The organism is Methylobacterium sp. 17Sr1-1, from assembly GCF_003173775.1.
Lineage (GTDB): Bacteria > Pseudomonadota > Alphaproteobacteria > Rhizobiales > Beijerinckiaceae > Methylobacterium.
In genome coordinates, this window is record NZ_CP029552.1 from 6427164 (window position 1) to 6442767 (window position 15604).

Annotated in this window: 15 protein-coding genes and 1 pseudogene; 10 read left to right on the forward strand and 6 right to left on the reverse strand. The window is 70.8% G+C overall.

Annotation, left to right across the window (positions count from 1 at the left end):
- Position 1: 1 nt before the first annotated feature.
- The 5 genes from DK412_RS29355 to DK412_RS29375 form a co-directional block, all read right to left on the reverse strand.
- Positions 2–949, reverse strand: a complete 948-nt coding sequence (locus DK412_RS29355; protein ID WP_109974879.1) for a sulfonate ABC transporter substrate-binding protein — start codon at positions 947–949, stop codon at positions 2–4.
- A 285-nt stretch (positions 950–1234) separates the two neighbouring features.
- Entirely contained in the window at positions 1235–1456 is a 222-nt protein-coding gene (locus DK412_RS29360) for a hypothetical protein (RefSeq protein WP_109974880.1), read from the reverse strand.
- 193 nt (positions 1457–1649) lie between these two features.
- A complete protein-coding gene (locus tag DK412_RS29365; protein WP_109974881.1) occupies positions 1650–1943 on the reverse strand; it encodes an oligopeptide/dipeptide ABC transporter ATP-binding protein in 294 nt (97 codons plus the stop codon).
- 29 nt (positions 1944–1972) lie between these two features.
- A complete protein-coding gene (locus DK412_RS29370) occupies positions 1973–2404 on the reverse strand; it encodes a DUF6691 family protein (protein ID WP_109974882.1) in 432 nt (143 codons plus the stop codon).
- Complete coding sequence (locus DK412_RS29375; protein WP_109974883.1) at positions 2404–2832, reverse strand: YeeE/YedE thiosulfate transporter family protein; 429 nt, start codon at positions 2830–2832, stop codon at positions 2404–2406. The genes DK412_RS29370 and DK412_RS29375 overlap by 1 nt, the downstream gene beginning before the upstream one ends.
- Before the next feature lie 270 nt (positions 2833–3102).
- Here DK412_RS29375 and DK412_RS29380 point away from each other — a divergent pair, with 270 nt between their 5' ends.
- From DK412_RS29380 to DK412_RS29395, 4 genes are all read left to right on the forward strand, one after another.
- Positions 3103–3309, forward strand: a complete 207-nt coding sequence (locus DK412_RS29380) for a hypothetical protein (RefSeq protein ID WP_109974884.1) — start codon at positions 3103–3105, stop codon at positions 3307–3309.
- Between the two features lie 27 nt (positions 3310–3336).
- A complete protein-coding gene (gene cysE, locus DK412_RS29385) occupies positions 3337–4206 on the forward strand; it encodes a serine O-acetyltransferase (protein WP_109974885.1) in 870 nt (289 codons plus the stop codon).
- A 403-nt stretch (positions 4207–4609) separates the two neighbouring features.
- Positions 4610–6001: a family 2B encapsulin nanocompartment shell protein gene (locus DK412_RS31480; RefSeq protein WP_109974886.1), complete on the forward strand. Its 1392-nt coding sequence runs from the start codon at positions 4610–4612 to the stop codon at positions 5999–6001.
- A complete protein-coding gene (locus DK412_RS29395) occupies positions 5988–7949 on the forward strand; it encodes a family 2A encapsulin nanocompartment cargo protein cysteine desulfurase (protein ID WP_109974887.1) in 1962 nt (653 codons plus the stop codon). The genes DK412_RS31480 and DK412_RS29395 overlap by 14 nt, the downstream gene beginning before the upstream one ends.
- A 73-nt stretch (positions 7950–8022) precedes the next feature.
- Here the strand turns inward: DK412_RS29395 and DK412_RS29400 are convergent, their stop codons facing one another.
- Complete coding sequence (locus DK412_RS29400; protein ID WP_109974888.1) at positions 8023–8943, reverse strand: LysR family transcriptional regulator; 921 nt, start codon at positions 8941–8943, stop codon at positions 8023–8025.
- 91 nt (positions 8944–9034) lie between these two features.
- On the opposite strand from DK412_RS29400, the pseudogene DK412_RS29405 reads away from it, so the two are divergent.
- The 6 genes and pseudogenes from DK412_RS29405 to DK412_RS29430 all read left to right on the forward strand — a co-directional run bounded on the left by DK412_RS29405 (position 9035) and on the right by DK412_RS29430 (position 15574).
- A pseudogene (locus DK412_RS29405) lies at positions 9035–9856 on the forward strand (NAD(P)H-dependent oxidoreductase).
- 370 nt (positions 9857–10226) lie between these two features.
- Positions 10227–11087, forward strand: a complete 861-nt coding sequence (locus DK412_RS29410) for an ABC transporter permease subunit (protein ID WP_109974889.1) — start codon at positions 10227–10229, stop codon at positions 11085–11087.
- Positions 11084–11779, forward strand: coding sequence for an ATP-binding cassette domain-containing protein (locus tag DK412_RS29415; RefSeq protein WP_109974890.1), 696 nt, complete (start codon positions 11084–11086; stop codon positions 11777–11779). The genes DK412_RS29410 and DK412_RS29415 overlap by 4 nt, the downstream gene beginning before the upstream one ends.
- Positions 11780–11814: 35 nt before the next feature.
- A complete protein-coding gene (locus tag DK412_RS29420) occupies positions 11815–12828 on the forward strand; it encodes an NrtA/SsuA/CpmA family ABC transporter substrate-binding protein (RefSeq protein ID WP_109974891.1) in 1014 nt (337 codons plus the stop codon).
- Between the two features lie 34 nt (positions 12829–12862).
- On the forward strand, positions 12863–14230 hold the full coding sequence (locus DK412_RS29425) for an NtaA/DmoA family FMN-dependent monooxygenase (RefSeq protein ID WP_109974892.1): 1368 nt from the start codon (positions 12863–12865) through the stop codon (positions 14228–14230).
- A gap of 99 nt (positions 14231–14329) precedes the next feature.
- The gene (locus tag DK412_RS29430) at positions 14330–15574 is read left to right on the forward strand and encodes an acyl-CoA dehydrogenase family protein (protein ID WP_109974893.1); all 1245 of its coding nucleotides are present in this window, start codon (positions 14330–14332) and stop codon (positions 15572–15574) included.
- Positions 15575–15604 lie beyond the last annotated feature (30 nt).

Here is a 15604-nt window from a genome sequence, read left to right on the forward strand (position 1 = left end):
CCTACGAGCGCGCCTGCCGGACGGCGTCCGCCACCTGGATCGGCCGCGGCAGCAGGCCGAGGCGCAGGAACGTGTCGGCGATGCGCTGCTGCCCGGCGACGACGTCGGCCCCGAGCGGGGCGACGCCCCAGCTCTGGCGGGCGAGCGCCTTGGCGAGGATCGGCACCGGCATGCCGACCGCCGGGCTCAGCTCGCGCGCCGCCGCCTCGGTGACGCCGTTGGTCTCGCGGTCGATCACGGCGATCGCCGCCAGCACCGCGTCGATGGCCTGCGGCTGCGACTCGGTGAAGGAGCGTTCGCCGACATAGAACTGGTGGTTGGCCGCGAGCCCGGTCGCGTCCTGCAGCACGCGGGCGCCGCTCGACACCTCGACGGCGGCCAGGAACGGGTCCCAGATCACCCAGGCATCGACCGACCCTCCGTCGAACGCCGCCCGTCCGTCGGCGGGAGCGAGGAAGACGGTCTGGATGTCCGTGTAGGCGAGGCCGGCCTCTTCCAGGGCGCGCACGAGGAGGTAATGGACGTTCGAGCCCTTGTTGAGCGCAACCTTCTTCCCCTTCAGGTCGGCGACGGAGCGGATCGGGCTGTCCTTCCGCACGACGATCGCCTCGCTCTTCGGGGCGGGCGGCTCGTGGGCGAGGTAGACGAGGGGCGCGCCGGCGCCCTGGGCGAAGATCGGCGGCGTCTCGCCGACGACGCCGATGTCGACGGCCTTGGCGTTCAGTGCCTCCAGGAGCTGCGGCCCGCCCGGGAATTCCCGCCACTCGGCCCGGACGCCGAGGGGCCTGAGTGCCGCGTCCAGGCTGCCGCGGGCCTTCAGCAGGAGCATCGTGCCGTATTTCTGGTAGCCGACGCGCAGGACGCGATCGGCCCGGGCCGGGCTCCCGGTCGCGAGCGCCGCGAGGGTCGCAGCCGTTCCGGTGGCGAAGGCGCGTCTGGTGAGCGTCATGTCGGACGAACTTCCATGGTTGCGGGCATCGGTGAGGGACCGGGGCGGACGAAGTCCGGTTCGCCGCAGGGCTGTCCCGGGAAAGAGAAGGGGCGCATCTCCCCTCTCCCGTGTGGGAGAGGGGCCGTGGGGATCGAAGATCCCGCGCTTGATTCTAGAAGGGATTTTCCGCCTACAGACCTGTGCCTGCGGGAAGAAGGGAAACCCGCGCCTTTTCCTGTTTCCAGGACAGCCCTGCATTTGCCGAGGGCCCGGATCGCATCGAGGGAGTGGGCTGGGACCGGCTCAGCCGATCTGGCCGTCGAGGTCGAACTGCTTGGCGGCGGCCAGCCGCTGCGACCGCTGCCGGTCGTCGTCGGTCGCCCCGTCTCCCCGCCGGGCGGTGCTCCGGTCATCGGCGGCGTTGTGCCGGGCCGCATCGCCGGGCTTGAGCCCGCCGACGCTTCTGCCTGGCGCTATGTCGGACCTCCCGGCCGTCTGGCGCGACCACAGGCTCATCGTGATCATTCCTCTTCCCGAACAAGGACGGCGCAGGCTCGCTTTGTCGCCATGATAAATTCGAAGAAAGACGCAAGTCGATAGATTTATATTTCTTTATACGGCGGGAAGTGGAGGCGATCTTTTCGAGGCGTCGTCGTTCCAGGCATGCGCTTCTCCTCGCGGCGCCCGCACCGGAAGCACGGCCGGGATGCGCCCCGGATCACGCCGCGAGAGCGACGTGGTGGCACGCGAGGCTCCCGCTGGCAGCAGAGCGCAGAGGCGGGGCCTCGGCGCGGCATTGCCCGGTCGCCAGGGTGCAGCGGGGCACGAACGAGCATCCCCCTTCCCCGGCCGCCCCGGCCTCGTCGTCGGGCTTCTCGCACGCTTCTTGCCGGACATGCGGGTGATCGCGATGGCCGGGCACCGCGCCGAGGAGGTCCTGCATGTCGGGATGGAGGGGGTTCCCGGCGAGCCGCGCCTGCGGCCCGGTCCCGACCAGGTGTCCGCCGAGCATCGCGGCGACTGGGCTCGCCGCGTGACGGGCTATCGGGATGGCCGCACGCGACGCAGGACGCCGTGCGCCGCCATCCCGACGAGCATCGCGACGACGAACACGATCACCGGCGGCAGCCCGGTGGAGAGCGCCGCCACCGCAGGCCCGGGGCAGAAGCCCGACAGGCCCCAGCCGACGCCGAACAGGGCGGCGCCGAGGACGAGGGGCCGGTCGATCCGGGTCCGGGTCGGCCAGTCGAACCGTTCCGCCAGGAGCGGCCGGCGCAGGCGGCGCGCCAGCGCGGTGCCGAGGGTCGAGGCCGCGACGGCCCCGGCGAGCACGACAGCGAGGGTCGGGTCCCAGGCGCCGGTCACGTCGAGGAAGCCGCGCACCCGGGCGGGGTCGAGCATGCCGGACAGGGCGAGCCCGAGCCCGAACAGGAGACCGGACAGAAGGGCGGCGAAGAGTCGGAGCATCGGCATCACGCCAGCACCCGCTCGAGGGCGACCGTGAGCATCCCGCTTGCCAGAAACACCGCGACCGCCACGGCCGAGCGCGGCGACAGCCGGGCGAGGCCGCAGACCCCGTGGCCGGAGGTGCAGCCCGAACCGAGCCGCGTGCCGAAGCCGACGAGCAGCCCCGCGAGCGCCAGCACCGGCAGGCTCGCCTCGATCCGCATCGCGGGCCAGCCGCCGGCGGCGAGCGCGAAGACCGGCGGGCCGAGGACGAGGCCGGCGAGGAAGGCGAGTCCGGTGCGCCAGGACTCTCCGGCGGCACCCTCGCCGGCCGGCCGGGCGAGGCCGGCGACGAGGCCGCTGATCCCGGCGATGCGGCCGTCGAGGAGGAGGAACAGGGCGGCCGACAGGCCGATCAGGAGCCCGCCGGCGAAGGCGGAAGCGACGATGCTCATCGGGTGGCCCGGGTTCGAGGCGGGGGCTGCCGGATCTCCGGCGTGCCTCATGCCGTAGCGGAGGGAAAAGCGCGGAACAAGGCTTGCGGCACGTGGTTGTTTCGTTGATTATGTAGATAAATCAATGGGTTGGCGAAATATATGCTCTTGTCGGCGCCGTTCGCGATCATGGCCTTCTCCGGTCTGGCCGGAAACGAGGGAGGTTCTTCCCACCCGAAGATCCGCGGCGCATGGCAGGGATCTTCGCTGGCCGCATCGGAGGATCACGCCATGGCTTCAGCGACCATGACACGCGGCGACGAGGTGGTGTTCGACCGGCTCGACCTCGCGGATGCACTGGGGATCTGGCGCAACGCCAAGGGACGGGTCGTCGGCATCCACGGCCAGGACGGCCGCACGCCGACCATCGACGTCGTGTTCGACGGCCACGAGATCCTGCAGCGCTACCTGCCGGACCTGTTCCGGCGCGTGCAGTAACACTTTCATCACGGAGATACCCCCGGCATGGATGCGGCCCTGCCGCCCGCCCTTCGGGCGGGCGCCTCCACGTTGCGACAGCCCCCTTTGCGCGCGACGAGCCACTGCACGGCGGAGGCCGACGTCTGGGCCGAGTTGCGCGCCGAGGCGGAGGCGGCCTTGATCGAGGAGCCGCTCTATGCCGGGATCATCCAGGCGACGATCCTCGACCAGCGCAGCCTCGCCCAGGCGCTGGCCTACCGCCTCGCGCACCGGCTCGGCGACGGCGACCTCGCCCGGTTGTCGATGCGCGACCTGTGCCTCGCCGCCTTCGAGGCCGATCCGCATGCCGGCGCCCACGCGGTGCGCGACCTGATCGCGATTCGCGAGCGCGACCCGACCTGCCGCCGCTACCTCGACCCGTTCCTGTTCTACAAAGGCTTCGCCGCCCTCGAAGGCTACCGGGTCGCCCATTGGCTCTGGCACCAGGGCCGGATGACGCTCGCCCTCCACGTCCAGAGCCGGATCTCCGAGGTGTTCGGCTGCGACATCCACCCGGCGGCGCGGATCGGATCCGGCGTGTTCATCGATCACGCCACCGGCGTCGTCATCGGCGAGACCACGATGGTCGCCGACGACGTCTCGATCCTGCAATCGGTGACCCTCGGCGGCAACGGCAAGGAGAGCGGCGACCGCCACCCCAAAATCGAGCGCGGGGTCCTGCTCAGCGTCGGCGCCAAGGTGCTCGGCAACATCCGGGTCGGCGAGGGCGCCAAGGTCGCGGCCGCCGCGGTGGTGCTGCACGAGGTCCCGCCCCACACCACCGTGGCGGGCGTGCCGGCCCGGGTGGTGTCGCGCATCCCGCGCAACGAGGAGCCGGCCCTGACCATGGACCAGTTCTTCGGCGACGGGATCTGACGACCTGAAAATCCCTTTCGGAGAGGGTTCATCGCCGGATCGCCGCACGGCCGCGGTTCCGTGGAGTTTTTTTCTAGATATGCGGCTATTTTTAGAGATTATTTTTGTTTAACGGTAAGGCGGGAGAAAAATTGGCGCCGAACGCCACGATAATCGAAAAAACATTCTATTGACCCTCGCGGCTGATCGCCGCTATCGCTGCGTCAGCGAAGCAGGACGGTCCGTATTCCGAAGTGACCGCCGCCATCGCCGATGTCGAGACGCCAGAACAGGCAAGATGGTCGGCTCACGACCATCTTTCGCAACTTGCCGTCCTGTGCGGATGGTGAGCGCTGCTGGCGTCGAATGCGCAAGACTATCGGGCCGGGACCGGCCCGCACCGGCTACACGGAGACGAATCTCGATGAGCGGACCGGGTTTGAGCGTCAGCGCCTCAGCCGCACGCAATCTCGCCACGGCGACCGTCACCTCGGTCCAGAACGCGGCCAACACGCCGCGCTTCCTGCTGCGGCTGCTGCCCTTCGTCGACGTCCCGGGCGGCGTCTACCGGGTCAACCGCCGCGCCGTCGTGCTGGCCAAGCCCGGCCGCATCGACCTCGCGACCGAGGGCGAGACCCGCACGGTCAAGGCCGGATCCTTGCGCGCCGTGCCGCTGTTCAGCCGCCTCGGGGACGCCGAGCTGGCGGCGCTGGCGGGCAAGTTCACCGAGAGCCGGCACCAGGCCGGAGAGGTCATCGCCGAGGAGGGCTCGACCGGGCGCAGCCTCGTCGTGGTGGCCGACGGCACCGTCGAGCTGACCCTGTCGGGCCCCTATAAAGGCCGCCTGCGTCAGGGGCTCGCCACCCGCGGTGATCATTTCGGCGATGGCGACCTCGTCGGCGAGCCGGGTCCTGCCCCGGCCGTCAAGGCGCTCTCGGCGGTGACGCTGCTGACCCTCGACCGCGCCGCGATCGAGGACGAGGCCATCGCCTCGCGCATCGCCCAACACCGCGAGGAGCGCGACCGGCTCAAGGGCCACACCAACTCCCACGGCGAGCAGGGCATCGAATTGCTGGCGGTCCATGCCGGCGAGCCGCGCCTGCCGACCACCTTCGTCGATTACGAGATCGACCCGCGCGAGTACCACCTCTCGACGATCCAGACGATCCTCAACACCCATACCCGCGTCACCGACCTCTACTCCAACGAGATCGATCAGCTGCGCGAGCAGATCCGCCTCACGGTCGATGCCGTGAAGGAGCGCGAGGAATGGGAGCTTCTGAACAACTCGCAGTTCGGCCTGCTCAACGAGGTGGCGCCGCGCCAGCGCATCCCGACCCGCGGCGGTCCGCCGACCCCGGACGACCTCGACGAGCTCCTGACCCTGGTGTGGAAGAAGCCCGCCTTCTTCGTGGCCCACCCGCGCGCCATCGCGGCCTTCGGCCGGGAGGCGACCCGCCGCGGCGTGCCGCCGGTGGTGGTGCACCTGTTCGGCGCGCCCTTCATCACCTGGCGCGGCGTGCCGCTCGTCCCCAGCGACAAGCTGCCGATCGACATCGACCCGGTGACGGGGGCCCAGACCACCTCGATCCTGCTCTTGCGCGTCGGCGAGGGCGAGCAGGGCGTGGTCGGCCTGCACAAGTCGGGCGTGACCGGCGAGATCGAGCCCGGCCTGTCGGTGCGCTACATGGGCACCAACGACCACTCGATCGCCTCGCACCTCGTGACCCGCTACTTCTCGGCCGCGGTGCTGGTCGAGGACGCGATCGCCCGTCTCGATAACGTGCTGCTCGGCAACTACCATGACTATGCTTGAGGCGCCGTCCGGCTTCCCCTCCGGGACGCCGGCCGAACTCGCCCACGCGGATCTCGTCGGGCGCCTCGCCCGCGAGATCTACGGGCAGGGCCAGGCTTTGAGCGCCCCCTTCGCGCCGGTGCTGCCGGCGGGACCTCAGGTCCCGCAGGCGCTCGACTCCCTCCCCTCGACCCCGGCTCCGGCCGGGGCCACCCCTTCGGGGGTCGAGCCCGGCCTGTCCGCCCTCGGCGCCCGCTCCTTCGGAGCGCCGCCGGTCGGCCTGCCGGGTGTGACTGGCCCCTCGGTCGCCAATCCGGTCGGAGCGACGCCGACCCCGGTCAGCGCCAACGTCCTCGATCTCGGCGCGATCGCCCCGGTGCATCCGCTGAGCGACCCGCTGCGCCCCAAAAGCCTGCCCGAATACTCGGTGCCGAACCTGGCCCAAGTCGCGGCCGGCCTTCCCGGCGGCACCGACCTCTACCGGCAGATCGCCGCCGACCATCCGCGCGCCACCGCCTTCGCGCAGGCGCTGGCGCCCGCCTTCGTTCCGGCGGATCCGCCGCGGGCCCATGGGGACCAGGCACATGGGAACGTGGTGCCCTCGGCCCCTTCGGCGGCGTCCGACTACTACTTCCTGAACCCGTCGCCCGCCCCGGCGCGCGGCGGCAGGCCCGCAGCCCGGCCGCGCGTCGAGCCGTCGCGTCACGACGGCCCGGCCCCGCGGGCGCTCGCCCTCGGGTCGAGCCCGGTCGCGGCGCCCTTCGACGTCGAGCGGGTGCGCCGGGACTTCCCGGCCCTGCACCAGAGCGTCAACGGCCACCGGCTGGTCTGGCTCGACAACGCCGCCACCACCCACAAGCCGCAGAGCGTCATCGACGCGACGAGCGACTTCTACGGCCGCCACAACTCGAACATCCACCGGGCGGCGCATACCCTGGCGGCCCGCGCCACCGACCTGTTCGAGGGCGGCCGCGAGAAGACCCGCCGCTTCCTCAACGCGCCGTCGAAGGACGACATCGTCTTCCTGCGCGGCACCACCGAGGGCATCAACCTCGTCGCCAACTCGTATGGCCGCGCCCATATCGGCCCGGGCGACGAGATCATCGTCTCGACCATCGAGCATCACGCCAACATCGTGCCCTGGCAGCTCCTGGCGCAGGCCACCGGGGCGACGATCCGGGTGATCCCGGTCAACGACCGCGGCGAGATCATCTTCGAGCAATACGCCGCCCTGCTGTCGGGCCGCACCAAGATCGTCTCGGTGACCCACGTCGCCAACGCGCTCGGCACGGTCAATCCGGTCCGGGAGATCATCGCGCTCGCCCACGCCTACGGCGTGCCGGTGCTGGTCGATGCCGCGCAATCGACCCCGCACATCCCGATCGACGTGCAGGCGCTCGACGCCGACTTCCTGGTCTTCTCCGGCCACAAGGTGTTCGGCCCGACCGGGATCGGCGCACTCTACGGCAAGAGCCACCTGCTCGAACAGATGCCGCCCTGGCAGGGCGGCGGCCACATGATCGAGGACGTCACCTTCACGAAGACCGTCTACAAGGGCGCGCCGGAAAAATTCGAAGCCGGCACCCCGGACATCGCGGGCGCGGTGGGTCTCGGGGCCGCCCTCGACTACCTCGAGGGCGTCGGCCTTCCGGGAATCGCGGCCTACGAGCACGACCTGCTCGACTACGCGCAGGAGGGCCTGGCCGAGGTGAAGGGCCTGCGCCTGATCGGGACGGCGCGCGAGAAGGCGAGCGTGATGTCGTTCGTGATCGAGGGCTACGAGAACGAGACGGTCGCCCACCATCTCGACCGCCACGGCATCGCGGTGCGCTCGGGCCACCATTGCGCCCTGCCGGCCCTGCGCCGCTTCGGCGTCGACCAGTCGATCCGGGCCTCGCTCGCCTTCTACAACACCCGCGAGGACGTCGACGTGTTCCTCAAGGCGCTGCACACCCTGCCGCGGCGCTGATCCTCGCACGGTCGCCCGGCGTCTTGCCGCGCCGGGTGACCGCTACCGAGGACCGCCGAGGCGAGCATGCACGTCATTGCCGGTCGAGGCCGGGCAGGGTCGCGAGCGAAGCGGCCAGGGCGTCAACCAGCATTCGGACGCGCTTGATGCGCGTCCGGCCGGGCACGACGAGCAGGGACAGGGGCACGGGCTCGGGCGTGAAATCGGGCAGGATCTGCTCGACCGATCCGGCCGCCAGCAGATCGTCGATGAGCCAGACATGCGCCGCCGCGATCCCGCGTCCCTGGACCAGGGCCTCGCGGGCCGCCAGGCCGTGATCGACCCGCAGGCGGCCGTCGAACGGAATCAGGACCGCCGAGCCGTCCCGTCCGCGCAACGACAGCGTCCCGCCCCCAGTGAGGTTGCTCATGCGGATCGAGGCATGGGCGGCGAGGTCGTCGGGCGTCTCCGGGCGCCCCCGCTCCGCCAGATAGGCGCGGGACGCCACCAGGATGCGGCGGGACCGGCCGAGGGTCCGGCACTGCAAGGTGCTGTCCGCGAGGGGCCCGAGCCGGATCGCGACGTCGACCGCCTCCTGCACGAGGTCGATGCGCGCATCGGACAGGCTGAGGTCCACCACGATCTCCGGATAAAGGTCCTGGAGGGAGAAGAGCATCCGGCATACGTGGCGGACCCCCAGGGCCGCAGTGCAGGAGATGCGGATCGTCCCGGTCAGGCCGCTGCCGGCACGCCGCGCCCCGTCCGTCGCCTCGTCCACCAGCCGCAGGATGGTGCGCGCCTCGGCGTGGTAGCGCCGCCCCTCGTCGGTGAGGGTGAGGCGCCGGGTGGTCCGGTTGAGGAGCGTGACGCCGAGGGCGCCCTCGAGGTCCGCCACGTGCCGCGAGACGGTCGATTGTCCCACGCCCTGCTCGCGCGCCACCGCCGACAGGCTGCCGCGTTCGGCGACGCGCACGAAGCTGCGCATCCGCTCCAGGGTGACGCCCGATCTATCCATTCCGCGGCATGATCCTATCCGTTTCTCTCAGCTACCGGATGGATCGGGCCGCGCCTAGCTTCGCGGCTCCTTCCTCCGGTGAGCCGCACGCATGAACATCCTCGTCGTTTCCGCCCATCCCGCCTCGACCTCGCTGACGAACGCGCTCCGCGACGTGGCCGTGGCCGAACTCCGGGCCGAGGGTCACGCGGTCCGCGTGACCGACCTCTACGCGATCGGCTGGAAATCCGAGGTCGACCGCCTCGATTTCCCCGCCCTGCCCGCCTCCGCGCCCCTGAGGGTACCGGCCGCGTCGGGCGAGGCCTTCGCCACCGGGAGCCTGACGCCGGACGTCGTCTCCGCCCAGCAAGACCTGCTCTAGGCCAACGCGCTCATCCTCGCGTTTCCCCTCTGGTGGTTCTCGATGCCGGCGATCCTGAAGGGGTGGATCGATCGGGTCTACGCGTACGGCTTCGCCTACGGCGTCGGCGAACACAGCGAGACGCGCTGGGGCGACCGCTACGGAGAGGGCACGCTCGCGGGCAAGCGCGCGATGCTGATCGTGACGGCCGGAGGCTGGCCCTCCCACTATGGTCCCAGAGGGATCAACGGGCCGATCGACGACCTGCTCTTCCCCATCCATCACGGGGTGCTGTTCTATCCGGGCTACGACGTGCTGCCGCCCTTCGTGGTGTATCGCGCCGACAGGACGGACGAGGCGACGTTCGACGAACTAGCGGCTGCACTGAGGATCCGGATGCGACGTCTGTTCAAGACACCGCCGATTCCGTTCCGCCGCCAGAACGGCGGGGATTACGCGATTCCGTCGATGGAGTTGCGGCCCGAGAGGGTCGGGCCGGATCTCACCGGTTTCGCCGCCCATATCGAGCGGCCGGATCACGGCGTCGAGCAGGCCGGGCGGCCAAGCCGCTGAGGTTCCGAAGCCGGGCGACGCCATCCATCCCGGGATCCCGCCGCCGCGGCGAGCCAGGCCCGAGTCACGCGTGCAACCTGGCCCTCGGCGTGCGTCCCGGGCCTCCGGAGATCGTCAGCGCTGCGGCCGGTATCGGCCGACGACACGACCGCGGCGGGGTACGGGCCGCCCCCGTCATCGCGCCGCCCGCTGCGGCCGGGCTTCTGATCATCGCGCAGGGCGGGGCCATGCCGTTCCGTCTCACCGCGTCCCACCGGAGCTTCGGGATATTAGTTTACAAAATCGATCGAATAAAATAACAGGCGGGAGCGACGGGGCTGCACCCGGCGCGCCGCGGTTGCCCGGCGCCGCGCACGCACAGCGAGCATTCATGGCGGTCGAACTCTCCACAAAGGCGCCCCGGGCACTGTCGGGCACGCTTCATACGACATCGCGCAAGGCCAACCGACGGCCCCGGAGCGAGCGCGAGCTGACCGTTCTCTCCTGGCTCGCGCCCGTCCTGTTCGCACTGGCCTGGGAGGCCCTGTGCCGGTTCGGCGGCGTGAACAAACAGGTCATGCCGGCGCCGAGCGCGGTGCTCGCCACCGCCGGGTCGCTCGTCGCGGACGGCTCGCTGGTCGTGCATCTCGGCTACAGCCTGCTGCGCGCCGCGACCGGCTTTCTGATCGGCGGCGGCATCGGCTTCGGTCTCGGCCTGCTCGTCGGCTTCTCGCGCCTCGCCGAGGCGCTGCTCGACCGCTCGATCCAGATGATCCGGGCGATCCCCTTCCTCGCTCTCCTGCCGCTCGTCATCGTGTGGTTCGGCGTCGACGAGGCCGGCAAGATCTTCCTCGTCTCGCTCGGCGTGCTGTTTCCGATCTACATCAACACCGTGCTCGGCATCCGCCAGGTCGACCCGAAGCTGCTCGAGGTCGCGAAGGTCACGGGCCTGAGCCTGCGCGGCCGCATCACGAAGATCATCCTGCCCGGCGCGATGCCGTCGATCCTGACGGGCGTGCGCTACGCGCTCGCCGTCGCCTGGCTGGCCCTCGTCGTCGCCGAGACCATCGCGACGACGAAGGGCATCGGCTTCCTGGCGATGGACGCCCGCGAGTTCCTGCAGACCAACGTCATCGTGCTGACCATCGTCATCTATGCGGCGATCGGCGTGATCGCGGACGGGATCGCCCGGGGCCTGGAGCGCCGGCTGCTCGCCTGGCACCCGAACTACGCCAAGGAGGAACGCCGATGAGCGCCGCCGTCACCGTCCGGGCTTTGCGCCGCCGCTACGGCGAGCGGGTCGTCATCGAGGGCCTGGACCTGCGCATCGAGACCGGCGAGTTCGTCGCCATGCTGGGCGAGAGCGGCTGCGGCAAGACCACGTTGCTGCGGGCGCTGGCCGGCCTCGACCCGGTCGATGGAGGTCGGATCGACGGCCCGGCCCAGCCGGCGGTGGTGTTCCAGGAGCACCGGCTGCTACCCTGGGCCCCGCTCTGGCAGAACGTCGCCCTCGGGATCGAGACGCCGGGGGCGAAGCCCCAGGCGGTCGCGGCCCTGCGCGAGGTCGGCCTGGCCGGGCGGGAGACCGACTGGCCGCGCAACCTCTCGGGCGGCCAGGCGCAGCGGGTGGCGCTCGCCCGCGCCCTGGTGCGCGAGCCGCGGCTCCTGCTCCTCGACGAGCCCTTCGCGGCCCTCGATGCGCTGACCCGCATCAAGATGCACGAGCTGATCAAGGACCTGGTGGCCCGTCACCAGCCCGGCGTCCTCCTCGTCACCCACGACGTCGACGAGGCCATCGCCATCGCCGACCGCATCCTGGTGATGCGCGGCGGCCGGATCGCCGCCGCCTACGACGTCGCGACCGAGACGGCGGCCGGACCCGGCCTCCTACGCGGCAAGCTCCTCGGCGAACTCGGCGTCACCCTCCACGACCGCGCCGCCTGATCCCCGGAACACCGAACGCACAGGACTTCCTCGTCATGACCCGCTCAGACGTTCCCGGTCTCGACCGGCGCCGGCTCATCCAGGGCGCCGGGCTGGCGATCGGTGCTGCCGCCCTCGGCCTCGACCCGGCCCGGGCGCAAGGTCCCGGCCCTGTCGGAACCCGCAACACCGACACCGTCCGCCTCGGCTGGGGGCGCGGCGGCCTGCCGCTGATCGCCCGCGAGCGCGGGGAATTCGAGAAGGGCCTCGCCGACCAGGGCATCACGGTGAAGTGGGTCGGCCCCTTCCCCAACCACGCGCCCTCGTTGCAGGCGGTGGTCGGCGGCAGCGCCGATTTCGGCTTCTGGGGCAGCACCACCCCGGCGCTCGCCGCCATCATCGCCGGCTCGCCGCTCGTCTTCACCAACTACAACGTCTATTCACCGCGCTCGACCGCGATCATCGTCAAGAAGAACTCCGGCATCGACTCGGTCAAGGATCTCGCCGGCAAGAAGGTCGCGGTGAACCGCTCGGGACTCGGCGAGTTCCTGCTGGTCGCGGCCCTCGAGAAGCACGGCGTCGATCGCAAGACGGTCGAGGTCGTGTACCTCAACCCGCCGGACGCCTCGCCGGCCTTCGGCCAGGGCCGGGTCGATGCCTGGTCGATGTGGACGCCCGCGGTCGACATCGCCCGCGATCAGTACGACGCCAAAAACATCTTCTTCGAGGGCACCGACCTCGATTTCCTGATCGACTACTCGTCCCTCGTGTCTTTACGCGACTTCACCACCAAGAACTCCGCCCTCGTGCGCGCGGTGATCGACGCCTATGCCCGCGAGGGCCAGTGGATCAGCGACAACCCGGTCGAGGCCGAGACCATCGCCCAGAAGGAGGGCAAGTACGGCGACGCGGTGCGCGACCACCTCGCAGGCCTCAAGCGCCAGAACCGCTTCTACGAGACCGACGACGCCGCCTTCCTCGCCGGCTTCCAGAAGGCGGCCGACTGGCTCGCCGACCGGGCGATCCTGCCGAAGCGGGTCAAGGTCGCCGACCATTCCGTCCGGGTCTGAGGCCCTTTCCACCACCTACGCCCGGAGCGCGCCCGTGCCCTCTCCCAAAAAGCCCGTCCGCCTCGGCGTCAACGTCCTCGCCTCCGGGCGCCACGACGCCGCCTGGAAGACCTTTTCGGATCCGGCCTCGCTGCCGACCGACATCGACGCCTTCCTGCGCATCGCCAGGGTGGCCGAGAAGGGCAAGATCGACGCGCTCTTCCTCGCCGACGGGCCCGGCGGCCTCGTCGACGAGGCTCTGCACCGGCCCTGGCGCGCCCTCGACCCGGTGACGCTGCTCGCCGCCTTGGCGCAGGCCACCACCCATATCGGCCTCGTCGCCACCACCTCGACGATCTTCGGCCACCCTTACACGGTCGCCCGCCAGATCGCCTCGCTCGACCACATCAGCAAAGGCCGGGCGGCCTGGAACATCATCACCAGCCAGACCCCAGTGGCGCTCGCCGCCTACGGGCTTCCCCACGGCTTCGACCAGGAGGAGCGCTACCGGCGCGCCACGGAGTTCGTCGAGATCGTCACCGGCCTGTGGGATTCCCTGCCCCGGGAGGCGATCGTCGCCGACCGCGACCGTCACGTCTTCGTCGACGAGGCGCTGGTCCGGCCCATCGCCGTCGCGGGCCGCCACTTCAGCAGCCGCGGCGCGCTGTCGGCCCCGGTCGGGCCGCAGGGGCGGCCGGTGATCTTCCAGGCCGGGCAGTCGGAGGACAGCAAGGCGTTCGGCGCGGCTTACGCCGACGCGCTGTTCACCGGGCAACGCCTGATCGGGCCGGCCCAAAAGTTCTACGCCGACGTGAAGGCGCTCGCGCGCAGCCACGGCCGCGATCCCGACCAGCTCCTCGTCATGCCGGGCCTGTTTCCGATCGTCGGTAGCACGGAAGCGGAGGCCCTGCGGCGCAAGGCCGACCTCGATGCCGGCCTCGACGTCGACTTCCTGCGGGCCGAGCTCGCCCGGCACTTCGCCCTCGATCCCGACGACCTGCCGCTCGACGCTCCCCTGCCCTACGACCTCATCGAGGCGGCCGAGCCGCGCGTGCCGATCGCCTCGCGCTGGCCGCGCAAGCAGATCCTCGCCGAGGCGGTCGAGCACGGCTGGACGGTGCGCCAGGCCGCACTCAGCAACATCGTCGGCGGCCACCGGATGATCGTCGGCCCGCCGGAGGTCATCGCCGCCGACATCCTGCACTGGCTCGATACGGGCGCGGCGGACGGGTTCAACCTCAACATCGACGTCCAGACGAGCGGGCTCGAGGACATCGTGGACTTCGTGCTGCCGCTGCTGCGGAAGGCCGGGCGGTTCCGCGACGAGTATACCGGGCAGACCCTGCGCCACCATCTCGGCCTCGCTCCCTCACTCGACCCGCGCGACGCCGAGCCCCTGCGCCGCACCGGCACCGGCCGCTAAGCAGAGTTGCATGGCGCAACTCTGCTTAGCTTCTTGTTCTCGCATCATTGTTTCGCCGAACCGGAAGCCACTTCGGCGAATGATGCTTAGGAGCCCGCGATGATCCAGGGACAGAGTCTCGATCCGGCCGCCGCGACCCGGCCGGGCTGGAGCGAGATCACCCGCCGCCTCGGCCTCGACGCGCTCTTCTCAGGATTCGCCGAAGGTGCGGCCGCCCGCGACGTCGCGCGCCGCCCGCTCACCGCCGAGACGGCGGCGCTGAAAGCGCGCGGCTTCGGCGCGGTGCGGCTCCCCTACGAGATGGGGGGCGCCGGCGTAAGCCTACCCGAGCTGTTCGCGCTCGCCCGCGACCTTGCCAGCGCCGACCCGAACATCGCCCACGTCTTCCGCAACCACTTCTTCGCGGTCGAGCAGCATCGCAAGACGCCCGACGCACCCTTCTCCGCCCGCATCCTGGCGCTGGCGGGCGAGGGCCGGATGTTCGGCAACGCCGTCTCCGAGGCCGGCGGAGGACCGGCCGGCAGCCGGAACCAGGTGCCGGGCGCGCGGCTCGCGCGCGACGGCGACGGCCATCGGGTCTCCGGCCGCAAGATCTACTCGACGGGCAACATGTATGCCGATCACCTCTTCGCCTCGGCTTTGGACGAGGAGACGGGCCGCACCGTTCAGTTCCTGGTCTCGACCAAGGCGCCGGGCGTGATCCTCGACGACGACTGGACCGGCTTCGGCCAGAAGCTCACCGGCTCGGGCACCACGGTGTTCGAGGATGTTCGGGTCGCACCCGAGGACCTGTTCGCACTGCCGGAGCGCGCCGAAGGCGAGCCACATCTCTACGGTTTCACCTTCCACCAAGTCTATCTCACGGTGGTGATCTCCGGCATCGTCACCCGCATCCTCCAGGACGCCCTGGCGCTGGTGCGGGGCCGGTCGCGCAACTACTACCACGCGCTCGCCGAGCACCCCTCGCAAGAGCCGGAGATCCAGGCGGTGATCGGCCGCATCGCCGCCCACCGGGCCGCGATCCTCGCGGTGACCGACCGGGCGGTCGCCGCCCTCGACCGTGCCTGGGCGCGGGCGGCGCAGCCCGACGCCGAAGCCCTGTCGATCGCCGCCAGCATCGCGGCGGCCGAGGCCAAGATCGTGACCGACGAGGTCGCGGCGACGCTGGCGAGCCTGCTCCTCGACGTCGGCAGCGGCAGCGCCGTCGCGACCGAGCGGGCCCTCGACCGCCACTGGCGCAACCTGAAGGTCATCGCCGCGCACAACCCGCGGATCTACAAGGAGCGGGTGGTCGGCGACCACTACCTCAACGGCGCCCTGCCGCCGACCGGGGCGTTCTTCTGAGCCGGGCCTTCCGCACGCGCATGACCTCCA